Genomic DNA, 16,271 nt, shown 5'->3' on the forward strand with positions numbered 1-16,271 from the left:
GCTCGCCAGGACGCTCGGATCATGGTGACGGACCGGCCGAATGTCTGGTGGAGTCCGGTTCCGGCTTCGCTAGAAGTGACGCATGACCGCATCCCCGCAACCGCAGCGGCGCATCCTTGTCGCGGTTGACGTCGAACGATATTCGCAGCGGGAGAATCTCCAGCAGTACCACATCCAGCGCGCCTTCCAGCGCGCGCTCGCCGACGCGGCCGACCGGCTGGGGCTGCGTCGCGCCGAGTGGCTGACCCAGCCGAGCGGGGACGGCGAGCTCGCGATCCTGCCGGCCGGCACGTCCGAGCCGCTGGTCGTGGCGCATTTGGGCGCCACGCTCGACGCGCTGCTGCGCGAGCGCAACCGGGATCTGGGAGCCGACCTGCGAATCCGTCTTCGTTTGGCGGTACACGTGGGGCTGGTCCACCTCGACGGCGCCAACGGCTTCCCCGGCGCGGCGGCGGTGACCGTCTGCCGGCTCGTCGAGGCCCGGCCGCTCAAGGACGCCCTGGCCGCGTTCCCGTCCGCGGGCGCCGCGCTGATCGTGTCCGAGCAGGTGTACGACGACGTCGTCGCCCAGCGGTACGAGGGGCTGCGGCCCGATTCGTACACCCGGGTCCGCATCGAGCTGCCCGAGAAGCGGTTCGAGGCGGGGGCCTGGATCGCCGTGCCGGGCGTGGCGGTGCAGGACGTGGCGCGCGTCGTCGCCCCGCCGGCCGCGCCCGCGGTGCCCGCCGCGCCGGTCGCGGCCGCCGGCGGCTTCTCGTTCGGCAACCTGACGACCAACGGCCCCGCGGCGTTCGGCACGAACAGCCGCGCGGTCTCGGCCTGGCCGGAGGCACAGCAATGACCGTCACCACCACCGCGTCCACCGGGGGCCTCATGCCGAGCGCGGCCGGGCCGCCGCCGTTCGCCCACCCGCTGGTGACCGCCCGCCCGCCGATCAACGACACGACCCGCCGCCTGTGCGCCGCCGCGTATCTCGATGACGACTACGCGTACCGCGTCATCGAGGAAACGACCGGCGATGATCAGCGGGCGGTGCCGCCGTCGCTCGGCTTCGACGTCGAGCCGGTCGTGCGGCACTCCTTCCGTGCCCGCGGCATGCTGCTGCTGCGCGACGGGCTGCTGACCCTGGTCCTGGTGGCCGCGTTCGTGCTGCTGCCCTTCGCCACGATCGGCTGGCTGTCCTTCGCGTTCGGCCTGCGCCAGCTGCGGCGGGCCCGCCGGCTGCGCCGCGCCGGGCTGCGGGCCGACCCGCAGCGGGCCGCCTGGGGCGCGATCGCCGGCTCGGTGGTGCTCTACTGCTGCGGCGCCCAGTTCAGCCCGCTGCTCCTGCTGCTGCAGGTCGGCTCCGACGCGACGACGCAGGCCGGGTCGTCCTACGACCAGCAGACCACCGGCGGCAACCCGATCGACGACCTCGCGGCGCGGGTGACCTCGGCGTACAACACCTCGCTGGTGCTGCTCGTCGCGGGGCTGCCGATCCTGTTCGCGCTGGCGACGCTCGGCGTGGCGCTGGGCGCCCGGATCCGCACCTTCCGCTCGCTGACCCGGACCCTCGGCCCGGCCGCTCCCGGGACGCTGCCGCCGCTGCCGGGCGGGCGGATCGAGCGGCGGGTCGCCTGGCTCGCCGCCGCCCAGCGCGGCAACGTGTCGCTGCACTCGAAGAACCCGCTGATGGGCGCCGGGGACACGGTGATGTTCTGGTCGATGGCGGTACTGCTGCAGGGACTCGCGGTGCGCGGTGCCGCCCGGCCCGGCGAGACGGGCGAGCGGTTCAGCCGCGACACCACGTTCGACCCGCGGTCGGTCTCCGCGCTCGCGCTGCAGCGCTCCATCAGCGCCGCCATCCTGCGGCTGCAGGAGGCCGGGCTGCCGCCGCACCAGCGGGTGCCCGGCGTCTACGTGATGGACCGGATCATCGCCGACGGCGAGCGGTACCAGGGCGACCCGCTCATCGACCAGGCCACCCGCACGCCGCTGCAGATGGCCTCGCCGGACGCGGTGGCCGCGATCGTCGAGCAGCCGCAGGGCGGGGTGCGGCACTACCTGCACGTGATCGTCGGCGTCGACGGCCGCGAGGTGCGCCTCAGCGACGGCCGTGTGGCCCTGCCGGCGCAGTCGCAGGACATCGTCATCTCCGCGTTCGTGCACGTGGCGATCGAGGGCGGGAAGCTCTACCTGGAGTTCCTCGGCGCCGTCCTGCCCCCGCTGCGCGACGACCTGCGGGTCGTCGACCGGCTCCGCCCGGAGCTCGGCCGGCTGCTCCAGCGCGCGGTGCCCGGCCTGATGAGCGACTGGCTGCACTCCGTCGCGGCGCCGGGCCGGATGCTGCGCACGCTGCGCCAGATGGTCTCGACCAAACGCCGGGCGCGGCGGGCCCGCGAGGACGCGACCGAGTTCAAGTCCTACGAGCACGGCGCCCGGCTGTGCGTGCGGGAGCTGGCCGCCGAGTCCGAGGTACGCACCTTCATGCAGGACCTCGACGCGAAGAAGTACCTCAAGCTCGTCGAGCGCACCGTCCTGGACACGGTGCTGGACTACCTGGAGCGGGCCGGGGTCGACACCTCGGAGTACCGGATGCAGATGAACATCGTCCAGAACACCCAGAACACCTTCAACAGCCCCACCTTCAACGGGCCCGCCGCCATCGGTGCCGGCGCCTTCGCGCAGCAGGTGGGGCCCCAGCAGGCGGGAGCCCTGGTATGACCTCCGCGAGCGGCGGCGACTCGTTCACGTTCAACAACGTCACGACCAACGGCCCGGCCGCTTTCGGCACCGGCGCCACCGCGATCTCGGGCGCGCCCAGCGCGGAGTGGATCGCGCAGCTGCACCGGATCCTCGCCGACTTCAACCGGCAGTGGCCGCAGTCGCCGGCCGCGGCCGAGCCGGTGCAGGCGGCCCGGGTGCAGGAGGCCCTCACCGGCGTCAACCAGGAGCTGCAGCGCTCGCCGGTCGACAAGGAGGCGCTGCGGGACCGGCTGGGCCGGTTTTCGGCGGTGGTGGCCACTTTGGCGGGCCTGGCCGGCATCGCCGACCGCATCCGCGAGTGGATGAGCTGAGCCGAGGCGGCGGCCCGGTCCGAGCGATCGGACCGGGCCGCTTCCCCTCACTTGTGGCGGTTGTACATCCTCGGGGCCTTCGGGGTGCTGCCCTTGCCGCCGCCGCGCCCGGCGGTCCGGTTGCCCGAGCCGGGCGGGAGCGAGCGGTTGGCCTGGGCGCGCCGGATGGCCTCCAGCGGATTGGCGGGCTTGTCGTCGTCGGTGTCGTCGGTGTCGTTCGCGGGCGGGTCTGACTGGGGCACGGCGTCTCCTCGGCAGAAGGGCTCAACGGGGCAGGCGGCTGCCGCGCGACACGCGAAGCGGGGAATGTGGAACCCACAACGGGGGCCCGGCCGGCTGCGCCTGGAATCGGCGGTCAGCGGCGGGCGCGCGCGGCGTCGGTGGGCTCAGAAACGCATACCGGAACGGTAACACGAATCGCCGCGTCGCGGGTTTCGCCGCTCAGCCGAACACGTCGGTCGCCGCCGGCCAGCCCTCCATGTCGTCCGGGTCGAGGCTCTTCAGGCCGAGCATGACCTGCGCCAGGGACACCGCAGGGGTCGGTTTGATCCCGTCGAGGTCGCCCTGCACGAACACGCCGCCGTCGTCGACGTAGCGCGTGCAGCTGGTCGGGGCCGAGCAGTCGAGCTTGCCGGCCAGGCCGATCTTCGGGTCGGTGCGGCCCAGGGTCAGTGTCAGCGCCGGGTACTCCGCGAAGTCGATCGGCCGGGTCAGCGGCGTGCGCGGCACGGTGGGCGCCAGCCGGACGGCGGACACGATCGGGGGATCGCCGGCGGCCGGGTCGGTGCCGTAGCCGGCGCTCAGCAGCTGGTAGCCCTTCGGCCGGTACGACGGGACCAAGCCGACCGGGAACGGCCGCGGCGTGGCCGGCGCCAGCCCGTCGGCGATCGCGACCAGGGTGTCGCGGCGAGGCACGGTCTCCCATGACGACCAGTACACGACCGCCCAGGAGTTGTCGGCGTACTGCCACGCGAGCGTCGGGATCTGCGGCTGTGACTTGAGCATGAGGGCCCGGTTGGCGTCGGTCGCGGCCGGGTCGCCCGTGCCGCCGGAGTAGTACAGCAGGCCGGTGCCGGCGCGCAGGTCGATCCGCTCGGCCTTGACGAACTCGCGCGGGTCGAAGTTGCCGGCCCGGTACACCACCAGGATCCCGCCGCGCAGCAGCCCCGGGATGCGCGACGTCGCCACCGGGTCGGCGGTCTTCGCCGCCTTCGTCGACGGGGACGCCGGGACCGGGGGCAGGGCGATGCCGGCGTCGATCGAGGACTGCTGGTAGGCGGTCGTCACCAGGTCGGGGTCGCTGACCAGGAAGCTGCCGGCCTCGTAGCCGCGGTACGTCGTCATGAACGGCTGCGTGTCGGTGAACGCCGGCGGCCCCGCGCTCGCCGCCACGCTGTTCGCCGGCCCGCTCGGCACCTGCGGCGTGACCCCGGACGGCGCCGCGATGATCAGCGCGGCGGTGACGGCCGCCACCGCCGTGACCGCGCCCCCGGAGACGGAGGACAGCAGGGCGAGCCGCTTGCGGCGCCGGGCCAGATGCCGGCCCGCGGCGGTGATGTCGTCAACGCTGAGCCGTGGTGGTGGCGCGTCGTCGCGCACCGACGTCAGCAGCGTGTGCAGATCCTGATCCATGCCCTTCCCTCCCGTCCTGGTCCACAGCGATACCGATGCCCGACCCGCCACGCGTTGCAGCGCTCGCTCCGCCGCCGTCCGATACCCGGAGCTCCTCGGTGCCGAGGAGGGCACGGAGCGCGGCGAGCCCCCGGGCGGTCTGGCTCTTGACGGTGCCCGGCTGGCGGCCGAGTACCTCGGCGGTCTCCTCAACGCTCAGCCCCTCGTAGTACCGCAGCACCAGCACGGCGCGCTGGCCGGGCGCCATGCGGGCCAGCGCCGCCCGGATGCGGATGCGCTCGTCGACCTGGTCGGCGTGGTCGGGCCCGGGCAGATCGGGTAACGCATACCCGGCCGAGCGCTCCCGCCGCCGCCACGGCCGCCGCGACTCGTCGACCAGCGCGTGCACGATCGCCCGCCGCACGTAGGCCAGCGGCGTGTCCACCTTGTGCCAGCGCACGTACAGCTTGGCCAGGGAAGCCGCGACGGCGTCCTCGGCCGCGTGCCAGTCCCCGCACGTCAGGTAGGCGAGCGAGCGCAGCCCGTCGAATCGCGCGGTGACGAATTCCCGGAAGTGCGCCTCGTCGTCTTCGTTCAACCGTCCGGGCTCCCTTCGCGTCCGGGGGGTAGACGGAACCGCCGAACGAAGGGTTGCACACGGTTGCGGACCGATTTTCCGGCGCCGGTGACTCTTCGGACAAACCAGGCGCGAATCGGCCCGTTCGGATGAAGGCGATAAGTCCGGCTCGCAACCAAAACTCTCCGCGATCATGCGGCAGTCGCCGCCCGCACCACGCGTTTTCCGTGATCACGGAAGGTCGATGTACCTATAGGTACCTTAAGGCTCCGCGATCATGAGAAACCCGCCCCGCGCCAGCGGGACTCGCATGATCACGGAGAGATACGTTCGCTCGGCTGCTGCCGGCAGGTCACGGTGCCCGGTCGCGGAGTATGGGCGCGACCCTGGTCTCGCTGACCCTCACCCCGCTGCACATCAGCGACGGGCTGCGCGCTGCGCGTCGAACCGGTTATCGGCGCGCTTTATCACGAAATATCGGATAAATCCGGACGCCGGAGGTGTCTGGATTTATCCGTGCCCGGGCTTCCGTGCCCGGGCTTCCGTGCCCGGGCTTCCGTGCCCGGGCTTCCGTGCCCGCGCGGCTCAGGGGACGGCGCCGTTGGTGGCCTCGACCGAGGCCGGAGGCGGAGTCTTGGGCGCCGCCGTCGTGGTGGGATCGGCGGGCGGGTTGCTGGTCGGCGGGGCCGGGGGCGTGGACCGGGGTGCGTTGGTGGGCGGCGCCGTGGTGGTCGGGGCCACGCTCGGGGGAGCGGCGCTGGTCGGGTTGGCCGAGGGGGCCTGCGTCTGGGTGCGGGTGGCCGCCGGGCCGCCGCCCGGGGCCTTGCCGGTCGCCGAAACGGTCACCGTGACCGAGTTGGTCGGGCCGGCGCCGTCGGGGCCGGACGGGCCGGTGATCTTGCGGCTGAGGGCGACCACGGCCAGCACGACGCCGGTCACCAGGGTCACGATCGCGATGCCCGCCACGATCGGCACCCAGGCCGGGCGGCCCGGCGAGATGTCGTCGGGCTCGTCGGGCGGCATCGGCGCCGCGACCACCGCGGGCGCGGAGGCGCGCACCGGGAGTACCCCCGCCGCCTCTTCCAACGTCCCCGACCGGGCACTGCGGGCGGCCGCGGCCATGGCGGCGGCCGTGGGGAAGCGGTCCTTCGGGTCCTTGGCCATCGCCCGCTCCACGAGGGCGCGAGTGGCGACCGGCAGCGTCGCCGGCAAGGGCGGCGGCTCGTCCTGCAGGTGCTTGAGCGCGATCTCCAGCGGCGCGTTGCCGTTGAACGGCGGCGCGCCGGTGAGGCAGTGGTAGGCGACCACGCCCAGCGCGTAGATGTCCGCCGATGGCGAGATCGGCCGGCCGGAGGCCTGCTCCGGCGACATGTACAGCGCGGTGCCAATGACCGCGTTGACTTTCGTGACGGCGGTCACCTCGGCCGAACGGGCCACGCCGAAGTCGACCAGCGTCACCGCGCCGTTGTCGGCGACGAGCAGGTTGTTGGGCTTCACGTCGCGGTGGATGATCCCCTTGGCGTGGGCGGCGTGCAGCGCGTCGGCGGCCTGGGCCACGATGTCCAGGGTCTCGTCGACCGACAGCGCGCCCTCGGCGGTGATCCGCTCGCCCAGCGGGCGGCCCTCGACGAAGGCCATGACCAGGAACAGCGTGCCCTCGGGGCTCTCGCCGTAGTCGTACACGCCGACGACGCCCGGGTGGCCGATGGAGGCCATGATCCGGGCCTCGGAGCGGAAGCGGCTGCCGAACTCCGTGTTGCTCATATGGCCGGGCAGCAGCACTTTCACGGCCACCGTCCGGCCGAGCGTCTTGTCGGTGGCGCGGAACACCTGCCCCATGCCGCCGCTGGCGACGAACTCCTCGAGGCGGTACCGGTCGCCGAGCACGTCCCCTGGTCCCAACACGTGCATGAAGGTACCCAACGACGAGCTTCGCGACACGCCGGGCGCGCAGTGCGATCTGTACCCTGCAGTGTCGTAGAGTCGGTCAACGGCTGACTCGCTTCCCCCCAAAGGCCGACGCCGACTCGGTCCCGGGGTGGAGTGAAAGCCGCCGGGAGGGGCGCAGACAGCGATGACAGGCATGGGCGACCAGGCGGAGTCGTGGACCACCACGATGCGCGCCGAGCAGGCCTCGCTTGACCTCGGTGCGGAGCTCGGGCCGGCGGACCCGACCGCGTACACGATGCGCAAGCCGATCCCCGAGCCGATGCCGATGGACCGGCACGGCCCGGCGCGGATCATCGCCATGGCCAACCAAAAGGGCGGTGTCGGAAAGACGACGTCGACCATCAACCTGGGCGCGGCACTCGCGGAGTACGGGCGGCGGGTGCTGCTCGTCGACTTCGACCCCCAGGGCGCCCTCTCGGTCGGCCTCGGCGTCAACCCCCACAACCTCGATCTCACGATTTACAACGTCCTGATGGACTCGGACGTGACGGTCGAGGACATCAGGATCAAGACGGACATCGCCGGCCTGCACCTGCTGCCCGCCAACATCGACCTGTCGGCCGCCGAGATCCAGCTGGTCACCGAGGTCGCCCGCGAGATGGCTCTGGCGCGCGTGCTGCGGCCGGTCCTCAAGGAGTACGACTTCATCCTGATCGACTGCCAGCCCTCGCTGGGCCTCCTCGCCATCAACGCGCTGACCGTGGCCCACGGCGTGATGATCCCGCTGGAGTGCGAGTTCTTCTCGCTGCGCGGCGTGGCGCTGCTGCTCGACACCATCGACAAGGTCCGCGAGCGGCTCAACTTCGACCTCGAGCTCGAGGGCATCCTCGCCACGATGTACGACAGCCGCACCACGCACTGCCGCCAGGTGCTGCAGCGGGTCGTCGAGGCGTTCGGCGACAAGGTGTACCAGACCGTCATCACCAAGACCGTGAAGTTCCCGGAGTCGACCGTCGCCGGCGCGCCGATCACGACCCTCGACCCGTCCTCGTCCGGCGCGCGCAACTACCGGCAGCTCGCCCGAGAGGTGATCGCGCAGCAGGCCGAGCGGCGGTTGTAGGGGCTTTCCGCTGTTCGTGCGCTACGTTCTTTGGCGTGACTGAGCCGGTTTTGGATGCGGCGTTCGCGGATTCGGCGGGTGGCGACGCGCCGTCGTCCACTGTCGTATCTCCGGGCGCGGTGCCCGCGCCGCGCTCGTCGCCCGCCTCCGGGCCGCCCGCCGTGTCGGTGGCCGACGCGGACGTCGCCGACCCGACGGTTTCCTCCGATGCGGCCGCCAGCTCCGGGTTCCAGGTCAAGCTGGCGAACTTCACCGGCCCGTTCGACCTGCTGCTGCAGCTGATCGGCAAGCACAAGCTGGACGTGACCGAGGTCGCCCTGCACACGGTGACCGACGACTTCATCGCGTACATCCGCTCGATGGGCGACGACTGGGATCTCGACGAGGCATCCGAGTTCCTGGTCGTCGCCGCCACGCTGCTCGACCTCAAGGCCGCCCGGCTGCTGCCCTCCGCGACCGTCGAGAACGAGGAGGACCTGGCGCTGCTGGAGGCGCGGGACCTGCTGTTCGCGCGGCTGCTGCAGTACAAGGCGTTCAAGGAGGCGGCCGCGCACATCGCCGGCCTGGAGGCGGTAGGCTCACGCCGCTACCCGCGCGCCGTGACCCTCGAACCGCGCTACGCCGAGGCGCTGCCGGACCTGGTCCTGGGCGTCGGCCCGCAGCGGCTGCTCAAGCTCGCGCTCAAGGCCTTCACGCCCAAGTTGCCGCCGGTAGTGTCGATCGCGCACATCCACATGGTGCGCGTCAGCGTGCGCGAGCACGCGAACATCATGCGTGATCGGCTCATGCAGCAGCGCGTGGCCTCCTTCACCGACCTGTGCATCGATTGTGAATCGACGCTCGAGGTGGTGGCCCGCTTCCTGGCCTTGCTTGAGTTGTACCGTGAGGATCTGGTCAGCTTCGAGCAGGTCCAGGCCCTCGGCGAGCTGATCGTCCGCTGGACCGCCCTGGAAGACGCCGACGTCGACATCGAGGTCGAGGAGTACGAGGGTTCGCCCGCCCCCGCTCCCACCCCGCCCGCCGCTTCCGACTCGGACTCCGTCTCCGATTTGGACTCGGACTCGGTTTCGGACTCGGACGCCGGCTCGGACTCGGACTCGGATGCTGGCTCAGACTTGGACGCTGGCTCGGACTTGGATTCCGGCTTCGCTTCGGACTTGGGCGCGATTTCGGACTTGGACTCCGATTTTGCTTTGGACTCCGATTTTGCTTTGGACTCGGACTCGGACTCGGACTCGGACTCCGGTGACGCCGTTTCGGTTTCGGCCGATGATGCCGACGCCGGCGTCCGATTTGCCGACGGTGACGCCGGGGGCGATGATGCGCTGCACGCCGGAGGCGGTCCCGAGCGCGACGATGCTGCCCAGACCGATAGTTCGCACGGCGCGGAGGAGCCGGCGGCCGGGCATGCCGCGGTGGAAGACGACGAGGTGGACCAGTGAACCAGGACGACAAGCCGACGGGGTCGCTCGCCGACCAGGCCGCGAACTGGATTCCGCCCTGGGCCCGCCCGAAGCCCGAGCCGCAGCCCCAGTCGTTCCCCGAACTGCAATGGCAGTCCGACGCGGAGGAGCCACCGCCGGACCCGTCAGAGCCGCCGACCCCGGCCCGGGACATCGAGCCGACCGACATCGAGCCGACCGACACCGAGCCGACCGACGACCTGGAGACGTCGCCGGAACCCATCGCCGAGCCCACGGAGTCACCGGCCGAGCCGCAACCGGAAGCCGCACCCGAACCGGAAGCCGTCACCGAGCCTGAGCCTGCGCTCGAGCCCGAGCCTGAACCCGAGGCGGCGGTGGAGCCCGAGCCCGCACCCGAGACCGCGGTGGAGCCCGAGCCCGCACCCGAGACCGCGGTGGAGCCCGAGGCGGCGGTCGAGCCCGCGACCGTAGTCGAGCCCGAGCCTGAACTCGAACCCGAGGCGGCAGTCGAGCCTGAGACCGAGGCGGAGCCGGCCGTCGAGCCCGAGGCCGTGCCGGTAGCCGAGGTTGAGTCCGAGCCGGAGCCTGTGGCCCCAGCCGAGCCTGAGGCGGCGGTCGAGCCCGAGGCCGACGCGGAGCCGGCCGTCGAGTCCGAGCCCGTGTCGCCGGCCGAGCCCGAGTTGGCTATCGAGCCGGCGGCTGAGCCCGAGCCGGAGGGCCAGCTGGCGACTGAGCCCGAGCCGGAGGCGGCGGGGGCCGAAGCCGAGGGTGACCTTGACGGCGAGGCAGACGCTGAGGCTGAGGTTGCGGCTGCTGAGGCTGTTGAGACCGGTGTGCCTGAGGCGGCTTCTGAGGTTGTGGCCGAGACGCTGCCGGGTATCGAGGTGGGTGCGGAGGGTGACGGGGAGGCTCCGGCCGAGGCCGTTCGGGCGGAGATGTCGGAGAGTGAGCTCCGCGGGGCGGTCGAGGCGATTCTGCTCGTTGTCGACGAGCCCACCAGCGAGGTGACCCTGGCCCAGGTCCTCGAGCAACCCGTCGATCGGGTGGTGGCGGCGCTGGAGGCGGCTTCCCGGGAGTACACCTCGCTGGGGTTTGGGTTTGATCTTCGGCGGGTGGCCGGGGGGTGGCGGCTCTACACCCGGCCCGAATATGCCGCGTATGTGGAGAAGTTCGTGCTTGACGGGCAGCAGATCCGGCTGACCCAGGCGGCGTTGGAGACACTCGCCGTGGTCGCCTACAAGCAGCCCGTGACCAGGTCGCGGATCTCGGCCATCCGCGGTGTGAACTGTGACGGTGTGGTACGTACGCTGGTTACGCGGGGTCTGATCGAAGAGACCGGGAGTGAGCCCGAGAGCGGCGCATTCCTCTATCGGACGACCACGCTGTTTCTGGAGAAGCTCGGCCTGGACAGTGTCGACCAGCTCCCGCCGCTCGCCCCGTTCCTACCCGACGACATAGATGAGATCGCCGATGCCCAGCGTTGACCCGTCCGTTGACCCCGACTACGCCGCCGCCGAGTTCGAGGGTTCCGCCTTCGACGCGCCGCCGGACGCCGAGCCGCCACGCCACGAGGAGCGGCTGCAGAAGATCCTGGCCGCGGCCGGGCTGGGGTCGCGGCGCACCTGCGAGCGCATGATCGACGAGGGGCGGGTCACCGTCAACGGCAAGGAAGCCACGCTCGGCGACAAGGCCGACGCGGTGCGCGACGCGATCCACGTCGACGGGCAGCGGCTCGTCACGGACGCGCGCATGGTGTACCTGGCGATGAACAAGCCGCAGGGCGTCGTCTCGACCATGGACGACGAGAAGGGCCGCGACGCGATCGCCGACTTCCTGCCGAACATCACCACGCGGGTGTTCCACGTCGGCCGGCTCGACCAGGACAGCGAGGGCCTGCTGCTGCTCACCAACGACGGGGGACTGGCGCACAAGCTCATGCACCCGTCGTACGAGGTGGCCAAGACCTACCAGGTCGAAATCCCGGGGCCGGTCCCGCGCGCGATGGGCCGGCAGCTCAAGGCCGGCGTCACCCTGGAGGACGGCCCGGTGAAGGTCGACTCGTTCCGGGTCGTGGACGCCTACGGCAAGGTGGCGCTGGTCGAGGTCATCCTCCACGAGGGCCGCAACCACATCGTGCGGCGCATGTTCGACGCGGTCGGATTCCCGGTGCAGCGGCTGATCCGCACCCAGATCGGCCCGATCCGCCTCGGTGACCTGCGGCCCGGCCGCACACGCCACCTGTCGCAGGCGGAGGTCGGCGCCCTCTTCAAGGCGGTCGGCGAGTAGTCGCCCTGGCGTGCGCGTCGCCCTGGCGTGCGCGTCGCCCTGGCGTGCGCGTCGCCCTGGCGTGCGCGTCGCCCTGGCGTGCGCGTCGCCCTGGCGTGCGCGTCGCCCTGGCGTGCGCGTCGCCCCGGCCGCCGCCCTGGCCCCGAGGCCGTGGTGTATGAGGTGAGCTCAGCGCCTGATCATGGTGGCAGGCGGAGGTCACCGCAGTTGGGCGTCGCTGGCCTCCGGCGGGGCGCAGCGGTCGTCGGCGCCGTCCCCAGCGTGTCGCGGATGCCTCACCCGTCGGGCGAACGTCCGATTGGTGTGGCCCGGGCGGACGTATGTCTCCGTGATCATGCTGTCCGTCGTGGCGAATCACGGGTTTGCCATGATCCCGGAGACTTTCGGTACACGGGTGTACATGGACACTCCGTGATCATGAAAAACCCTTGGTGTCGGTGGCGGGTGGGGCATGATCGCGGAGAGTTCCGGTCGGTGCACTGTGCTCCCGCGGGCCGCTCTGGTCCCGCGCCAGCTCTTGGCTGGGCGCCGGCTTGGCTCCGCGTCGGCTTGGCCCCCGTCGGCTTGGCCCCCGTCGGCTCGGCCCCCGTCGGCTCGGCCGCCCGCCGGCTCGGTCGGTGTCCGCGCGCCCAGGTCGGCCGGTGTCCGCGCCCCGGGTCGGCCGCCGTCCGCGCGCCCGGGCCGGCCGCCGTCCGCGCGCCCGGGCCGGCCGCCGTCCGCGCGCCGAGGTCGGTCGGTGTCCGCGCGCCCGGGTCGGTCGGTGTCCGTCCGCCAGGTCGGCCGTCCGACCGGTTGCGCCGGGCCTCCGCCGCGCTTCGCGCGGGTTCGGGTGCGCTGCGGCGTGATGCGGACAGGATCTGGCCGCATCGGGCGGTGATACTGAGGGCATGCTGGAGACCTCGGCCCGCCTGCTCGCGCTGCTGTCGCTGCTGCAGGCGCGCCGGGACTGGCCCGGTCGCACGCTCGCCGACCGGCTCGAGGTCAGCCCGCGTACCGTCCGTCGCGACGTCGACCGGCTCCGTGAGCTCGGCTATCCGGTGCAGGCGACGCGCGGGCCGGACGGCGGGTATCGGCTCGACGCCGGCTCCGAACTGCCGCCCCTGCTCTTCGACGACGACCAGGCCGTGGCCGTGGCGGTGGCATTGCAGACGGCGACGATGTCCGTGCAGGGCGTCGAGGAGGCGGCGCTGCGGGCGCTCGCCACGGTCCGCCAGGTGATGCCGGCGCGGCTGCGGCACCGGGTCGACGCGCTGCAGGTCACCCGGGTCGTGAAGAACACCTGGCGGGAGGCGGATATCGACGCCGAGCATCTCCTCGCCATCGGTACGGCGGTCCGCGCGCGCGAGGTGTTGCGGTTCGACTACGCGGGGCGGCGGGAGCTGGCCGAGGGGCCCGGTGGCGAGCGGCCGCCCAGGCGCACGGAGCCGCACCATCTGGTCACGTGGGGTGGCCGGTGGTACCTCGTGGGGTGGGATCTCGACCGTAAGGACTGGCGGACGTACCGTGTCGATCGCATGACGCTGCGCACGCCCAACGGGCCCCGGTTCGCGCCGCGGGCCCTGCCGGCGCCGGACGTGGCCGCGTTCATCGCCGAGCGGTTCGAGGGCCACGAGCCGTTTCCGTGCCGGGGGACGTGCATCCTGCACGCGCCGGCCGGAGCGGTGAAGGACTGGGTGCGCGGCCAGGGCGTGGTAGAGGTCATCGGGCCGGACCGCTGCCGGGTCACCGCCGGTTCCTGGTCGTGGACCGGGCTGGCCGGCTGGTTCGGGATGTTCGGTGTCGACTTCGAGCTGGTCGGGCCGCCGGAACTGCGCGAGGCCGCCGCCGTGCTCGTGAGTCGGTTGACAAACTCGCTTGATTATTCGGTACCGCCCGAGGCGCCGAATATTGACGTACCCAATAATCAATAAAGGCCGGGCGGAAACCCTCCCCCTGGTCTCCGGCCCGGCCGGGATTATCGGCGGCCGCCGGTCAGGCCTTGCGGACAGCCTCCAGCGCCTTGCCCCACCGCACCGTCTGGTCGATCACGGTGGTGAGCGTGGCCTCGTGCTGCTCGTTGGGCTTGAAGACGCTGAAGTTCTCGAAGTCGTTGAACAGCGAGAGGGCCAGCTGGGCGCGCACGTCGGCGATCTGCAGCTCGCCCGCGATGAGCCGCAGATGCTCGACGGCGCGGGTGCCGCCGGCGGAGCCATAGCTGACGAAGCCGGCCGCCTTGTTGTTCCACTCGGCGTAGAGGAAGTCGATCGCGTTCTTCAGGGCGCCGCTGGTGGAGTGGTTGTACTCCGGCGTGACGAAGATGTAGGCGTCGAACTCGGCGATCTTGGCCGACCATTGCTTGGTGTGCTCGTTCGCATACTGCCCGAACGACGGCGGCATCGCCTCGTCCAGGTGTGGCAGGTTGTAGTCGAGCAGGTCGACCAGCTCGAACTCCGCGTCGCCGCGGCGGCTGGCGATGTCGTACACCCACTTGGCAACGGCCTCGCCGTTCCGGCCCGGGCGAGTGCTGCCGAGGATGATTCCGACCTTGGTCATTTCCGTGCTTCCTCTTCCTGAAGGCCGCCACCGCGGATGGGTGACGTGTCACCGAGACGATAACGCACAACCACGGTGACATGTCACCCACTCCCGTAGACTTTCGGTGTGACGGATCCGAACTGGCTCGACGAGCGGCAGCAGCGGGCCTGGCGCGGATACTTGGCCCTCCACGCCGAGGTGCAACGGCGCGTGGCGCGGCAGTTGCTGCGCGAGACCGGCCTGACCAGCGCCGAGTACGCCGTTCTGGCGAGTTTGTCCGAGGCGCCGAGTGGCCGGCTGCGGGTTTTCCAGCTGCGGCACGCCGCGGAGTGGGAGAAGACGCGGCTCACGCACCAGATCACCCGGATGACGGCGCGGGGGCTCGTGGCGCGGGAGCCGTGCGAGGACGACCCGCGCGGGGCGTTCGTCGTGCTGACCGAGGCCGGCTGGGACGCGGTCACCGCGGCGGCGCCGCGGCATGTTGCTCACGTTCGGAACTGGTTCTTTGACGCGCTGCGACCGGAGCAGATCGAGGCGCTGGTCGATATTTCGCAATCCGTGTTGTCGCGGCTGCCCGAGGCGGACCGGTTGATGGGGCAGCCGTGCCCGCCGCCGGACAGCTCCTTCCCGGCCGCGGAACTCGCGGTGATGGCGGGGTTCGCGGCCGACTCGGCTTCGTGCGGCGTGGCGGACCCGGACGGGGGACCGTGCGGGACGACGGACCCGGGCAGCGAGATATGTGGCACGGAGACCGACATTTCCGACATTTCGAAAATATCGGAATCATGCGCCTCTGCGCCATGCGGTGGTGACGACGACGGCTGCCGGGAGACGCTCTCGTAACGGGCCAGCCGAGGTCGGCGGCTTGTGGGGCGGTTGAAGGTGCCCGGCTGAGGCGCGGGACCGACACGGGCGGCCGGGCGGCTGAGGTGCGCACCGGGCGCGGGCGGACTGAGGTGGCGGCTGGACGGCTGAGGTGCGCTGATGCGGTGTGCCATACCGCGCAAACTGGGTGTGACGGCGGCCTCCCGTGGGTGGGCGTCATCGGCGGGTCAAGTACTGTTTTGAAGGGCTTCATCGAGTCATCTGCGTGAGGAGACGGGCGTGCACGACGAGGGCCGGCAATTGGTGGTTGCGGTCGACGGGCCCTCCGGCTCCGGCAAGTCCACGATCTCCCGGCGGGTCGCCCAGGCGCTGCACGCCCGCTACCTGGACACCGGCGCGATGTACCGGGCCGTGACCTACGCGGTGCTGCGCGACAACGTCGACCTCGCCGACGTCGACAAGATCGCCGCGGTGGCCGAGGACATCCACGTGGCCATCGGCACCGACCCGGTGGCGCCGCACGTCAGCGTCGACGGCGTCGGCGTTGACAGGGAGATCCGCGGGCCCGAGGTGACCCGGGCGGTGTCGGCGGTCTCCGCCGTGCCGGCCGTGCGCGCGATCCTCGTGGCGCAGCAGCGGGCGATCATCGCCGACGCCGAGCGGATCGTGGTCGAGGGGCGCGACATCGGCACGGTGGTGGCGCCGGACGCCGACCTCAAGGTGTATCTGACCGCCGACGCCGAGGAGCGGGCCCGCCGCCGCAGCAGCGAGAACGCGACCAGCCAGGCGGCGACCGCGGCCGACCTCGCCCGGCGTGACCGGCTCGACTCGACCCGGTCCGCCGACCCGCTGCGGCAGGCCGAGGACGCCGTCGTGCTCGACACCACCACGCTCGGTATCGACGAGGTCGTCGAGCGGTTGCAACGCATGCTCGACAAGGTGACAGCGTGAACGCAACGCCCGCGGAC

14 protein-coding genes and 1 pseudogene are annotated in these 16,271 nt (G+C 71.7%); 10 read left to right on the forward strand and 5 right to left on the reverse strand.

Features of this window, described 5'->3' with window-relative positions; genetic code table 11:
* Positions 1-82 precede the first annotated feature (82 nt).
* The 3 genes from ACQPXD_RS10845 to ACQPXD_RS10855 are packed head-to-tail and all read left to right on the forward strand — an operon-like array spanning position 83 to position 3,056.
* Complete coding sequence (locus ACQPXD_RS10845; protein WP_432837302.1) at positions 83-841, forward strand: hypothetical protein; 759 nt, start codon at positions 83-85, stop codon at positions 839-841.
* On the forward strand, positions 838-2,703 hold the full coding sequence (locus ACQPXD_RS10850; RefSeq protein ID WP_432837304.1) for a hypothetical protein: 1,866 nt from the start codon (positions 838-840) through the stop codon (positions 2,701-2,703). Before ACQPXD_RS10845 ends, ACQPXD_RS10850 begins: the two co-directional genes overlap by 4 nt.
* A complete protein-coding gene (locus tag ACQPXD_RS10855; RefSeq protein ID WP_432837306.1) occupies positions 2,700-3,056 on the forward strand; it encodes a hypothetical protein in 357 nt (118 codons plus the stop codon). The genes ACQPXD_RS10850 and ACQPXD_RS10855 overlap by 4 nt, the downstream gene beginning before the upstream one ends.
* A 47-nt stretch (positions 3,057-3,103) precedes the next feature.
* On the opposite strand, the gene ACQPXD_RS10860 is transcribed toward ACQPXD_RS10855, so the two are convergent.
* From ACQPXD_RS10860 to ACQPXD_RS10875, 4 genes are all read right to left on the reverse strand, one after another.
* Positions 3,104-3,298, reverse strand: a complete 195-nt coding sequence (locus tag ACQPXD_RS10860; RefSeq protein WP_432837308.1) for a hypothetical protein — start codon at positions 3,296-3,298, stop codon at positions 3,104-3,106.
* A gap of 199 nt (positions 3,299-3,497) precedes the next feature.
* Complete coding sequence (locus ACQPXD_RS10865; RefSeq protein ID WP_432837310.1) at positions 3,498-4,688, reverse strand: hypothetical protein; 1,191 nt, start codon at positions 4,686-4,688, stop codon at positions 3,498-3,500.
* A complete protein-coding gene (locus ACQPXD_RS10870) occupies positions 4,618-5,265 on the reverse strand; it encodes a SigE family RNA polymerase sigma factor (RefSeq protein WP_432837312.1) in 648 nt (215 codons plus the stop codon). Before ACQPXD_RS10870 ends, ACQPXD_RS10865 begins: the two co-directional genes overlap by 71 nt.
* Before the next feature lie 564 nt (positions 5,266-5,829).
* Positions 5,830-7,155 (reverse strand): protein kinase domain-containing protein, encoded by a 1,326-nt coding sequence (locus ACQPXD_RS10875; RefSeq protein WP_432837314.1) that lies wholly within the window; start codon positions 7,153-7,155, stop codon positions 5,830-5,832.
* Positions 7,156-7,318: 163 nt separating this feature from the next.
* On the opposite strand from ACQPXD_RS10875, the gene ACQPXD_RS10880 reads away from it, so the two are divergent.
* From ACQPXD_RS10880 to ACQPXD_RS10900, 5 genes and pseudogenes are all read left to right on the forward strand, one after another.
* Positions 7,319-8,254 (forward strand): ParA family protein, encoded by a 936-nt coding sequence (locus tag ACQPXD_RS10880; RefSeq protein ID WP_432837316.1) that lies wholly within the window; start codon positions 7,319-7,321, stop codon positions 8,252-8,254.
* Between the two features lie 119 nt (positions 8,255-8,373).
* Positions 8,374-9,291 (forward strand): annotated as a pseudogene (locus tag ACQPXD_RS10885) (segregation and condensation protein A); the annotation flags it as partial.
* A 974-nt stretch (positions 9,292-10,265) separates the two neighbouring features.
* Positions 10,266-11,162 carry an SMC-Scp complex subunit ScpB gene (scpB, locus tag ACQPXD_RS10890; RefSeq protein WP_432843790.1) on the forward strand — a complete coding sequence of 299 codons (897 nt, stop codon included), beginning with the start codon at positions 10,266-10,268 and terminating at the stop codon, positions 11,160-11,162.
* Positions 11,149-11,964: a pseudouridine synthase gene (locus tag ACQPXD_RS10895; RefSeq protein WP_432837318.1), complete on the forward strand. Its 816-nt coding sequence runs from the start codon at positions 11,149-11,151 to the stop codon at positions 11,962-11,964. Before scpB ends, ACQPXD_RS10895 begins: the two co-directional genes overlap by 14 nt.
* A gap of 887 nt (positions 11,965-12,851) precedes the next feature.
* A complete protein-coding gene (locus ACQPXD_RS10900; RefSeq protein ID WP_432837320.1) occupies positions 12,852-13,874 on the forward strand; it encodes a helix-turn-helix transcriptional regulator in 1,023 nt (340 codons plus the stop codon).
* 61 nt (positions 13,875-13,935) lie between these two features.
* On the opposite strand, the gene ACQPXD_RS10905 is transcribed toward ACQPXD_RS10900, so the two are convergent.
* Positions 13,936-14,496, reverse strand: coding sequence for an NADPH-dependent FMN reductase (locus tag ACQPXD_RS10905; protein WP_432837322.1), 561 nt, complete (start codon positions 14,494-14,496; stop codon positions 13,936-13,938).
* A gap of 108 nt (positions 14,497-14,604) precedes the next feature.
* Between ACQPXD_RS10905 and ACQPXD_RS10910 the strand changes: the two genes are divergently transcribed.
* Both ACQPXD_RS10910 and cmk read left to right on the forward strand, forming a co-directional pair.
* A complete protein-coding gene (locus ACQPXD_RS10910; RefSeq protein ID WP_432837323.1) occupies positions 14,605-15,321 on the forward strand; it encodes a MarR family winged helix-turn-helix transcriptional regulator in 717 nt (238 codons plus the stop codon).
* Positions 15,322-15,582: 261 nt separating this feature from the next.
* Positions 15,583-16,254, forward strand: coding sequence for a (d)CMP kinase (cmk, locus tag ACQPXD_RS10915; RefSeq protein WP_432837325.1), 672 nt, complete (start codon positions 15,583-15,585; stop codon positions 16,252-16,254).
* The last annotated feature ends 17 nt before the right edge of the window (positions 16,255-16,271 follow it).

It is taken from the genome of Dactylosporangium sp. CA-092794 (assembly GCF_050948465.1).
Taxonomy (GTDB): Bacteria; Actinomycetota; Actinomycetes; order Mycobacteriales; family Micromonosporaceae; genus Dactylosporangium.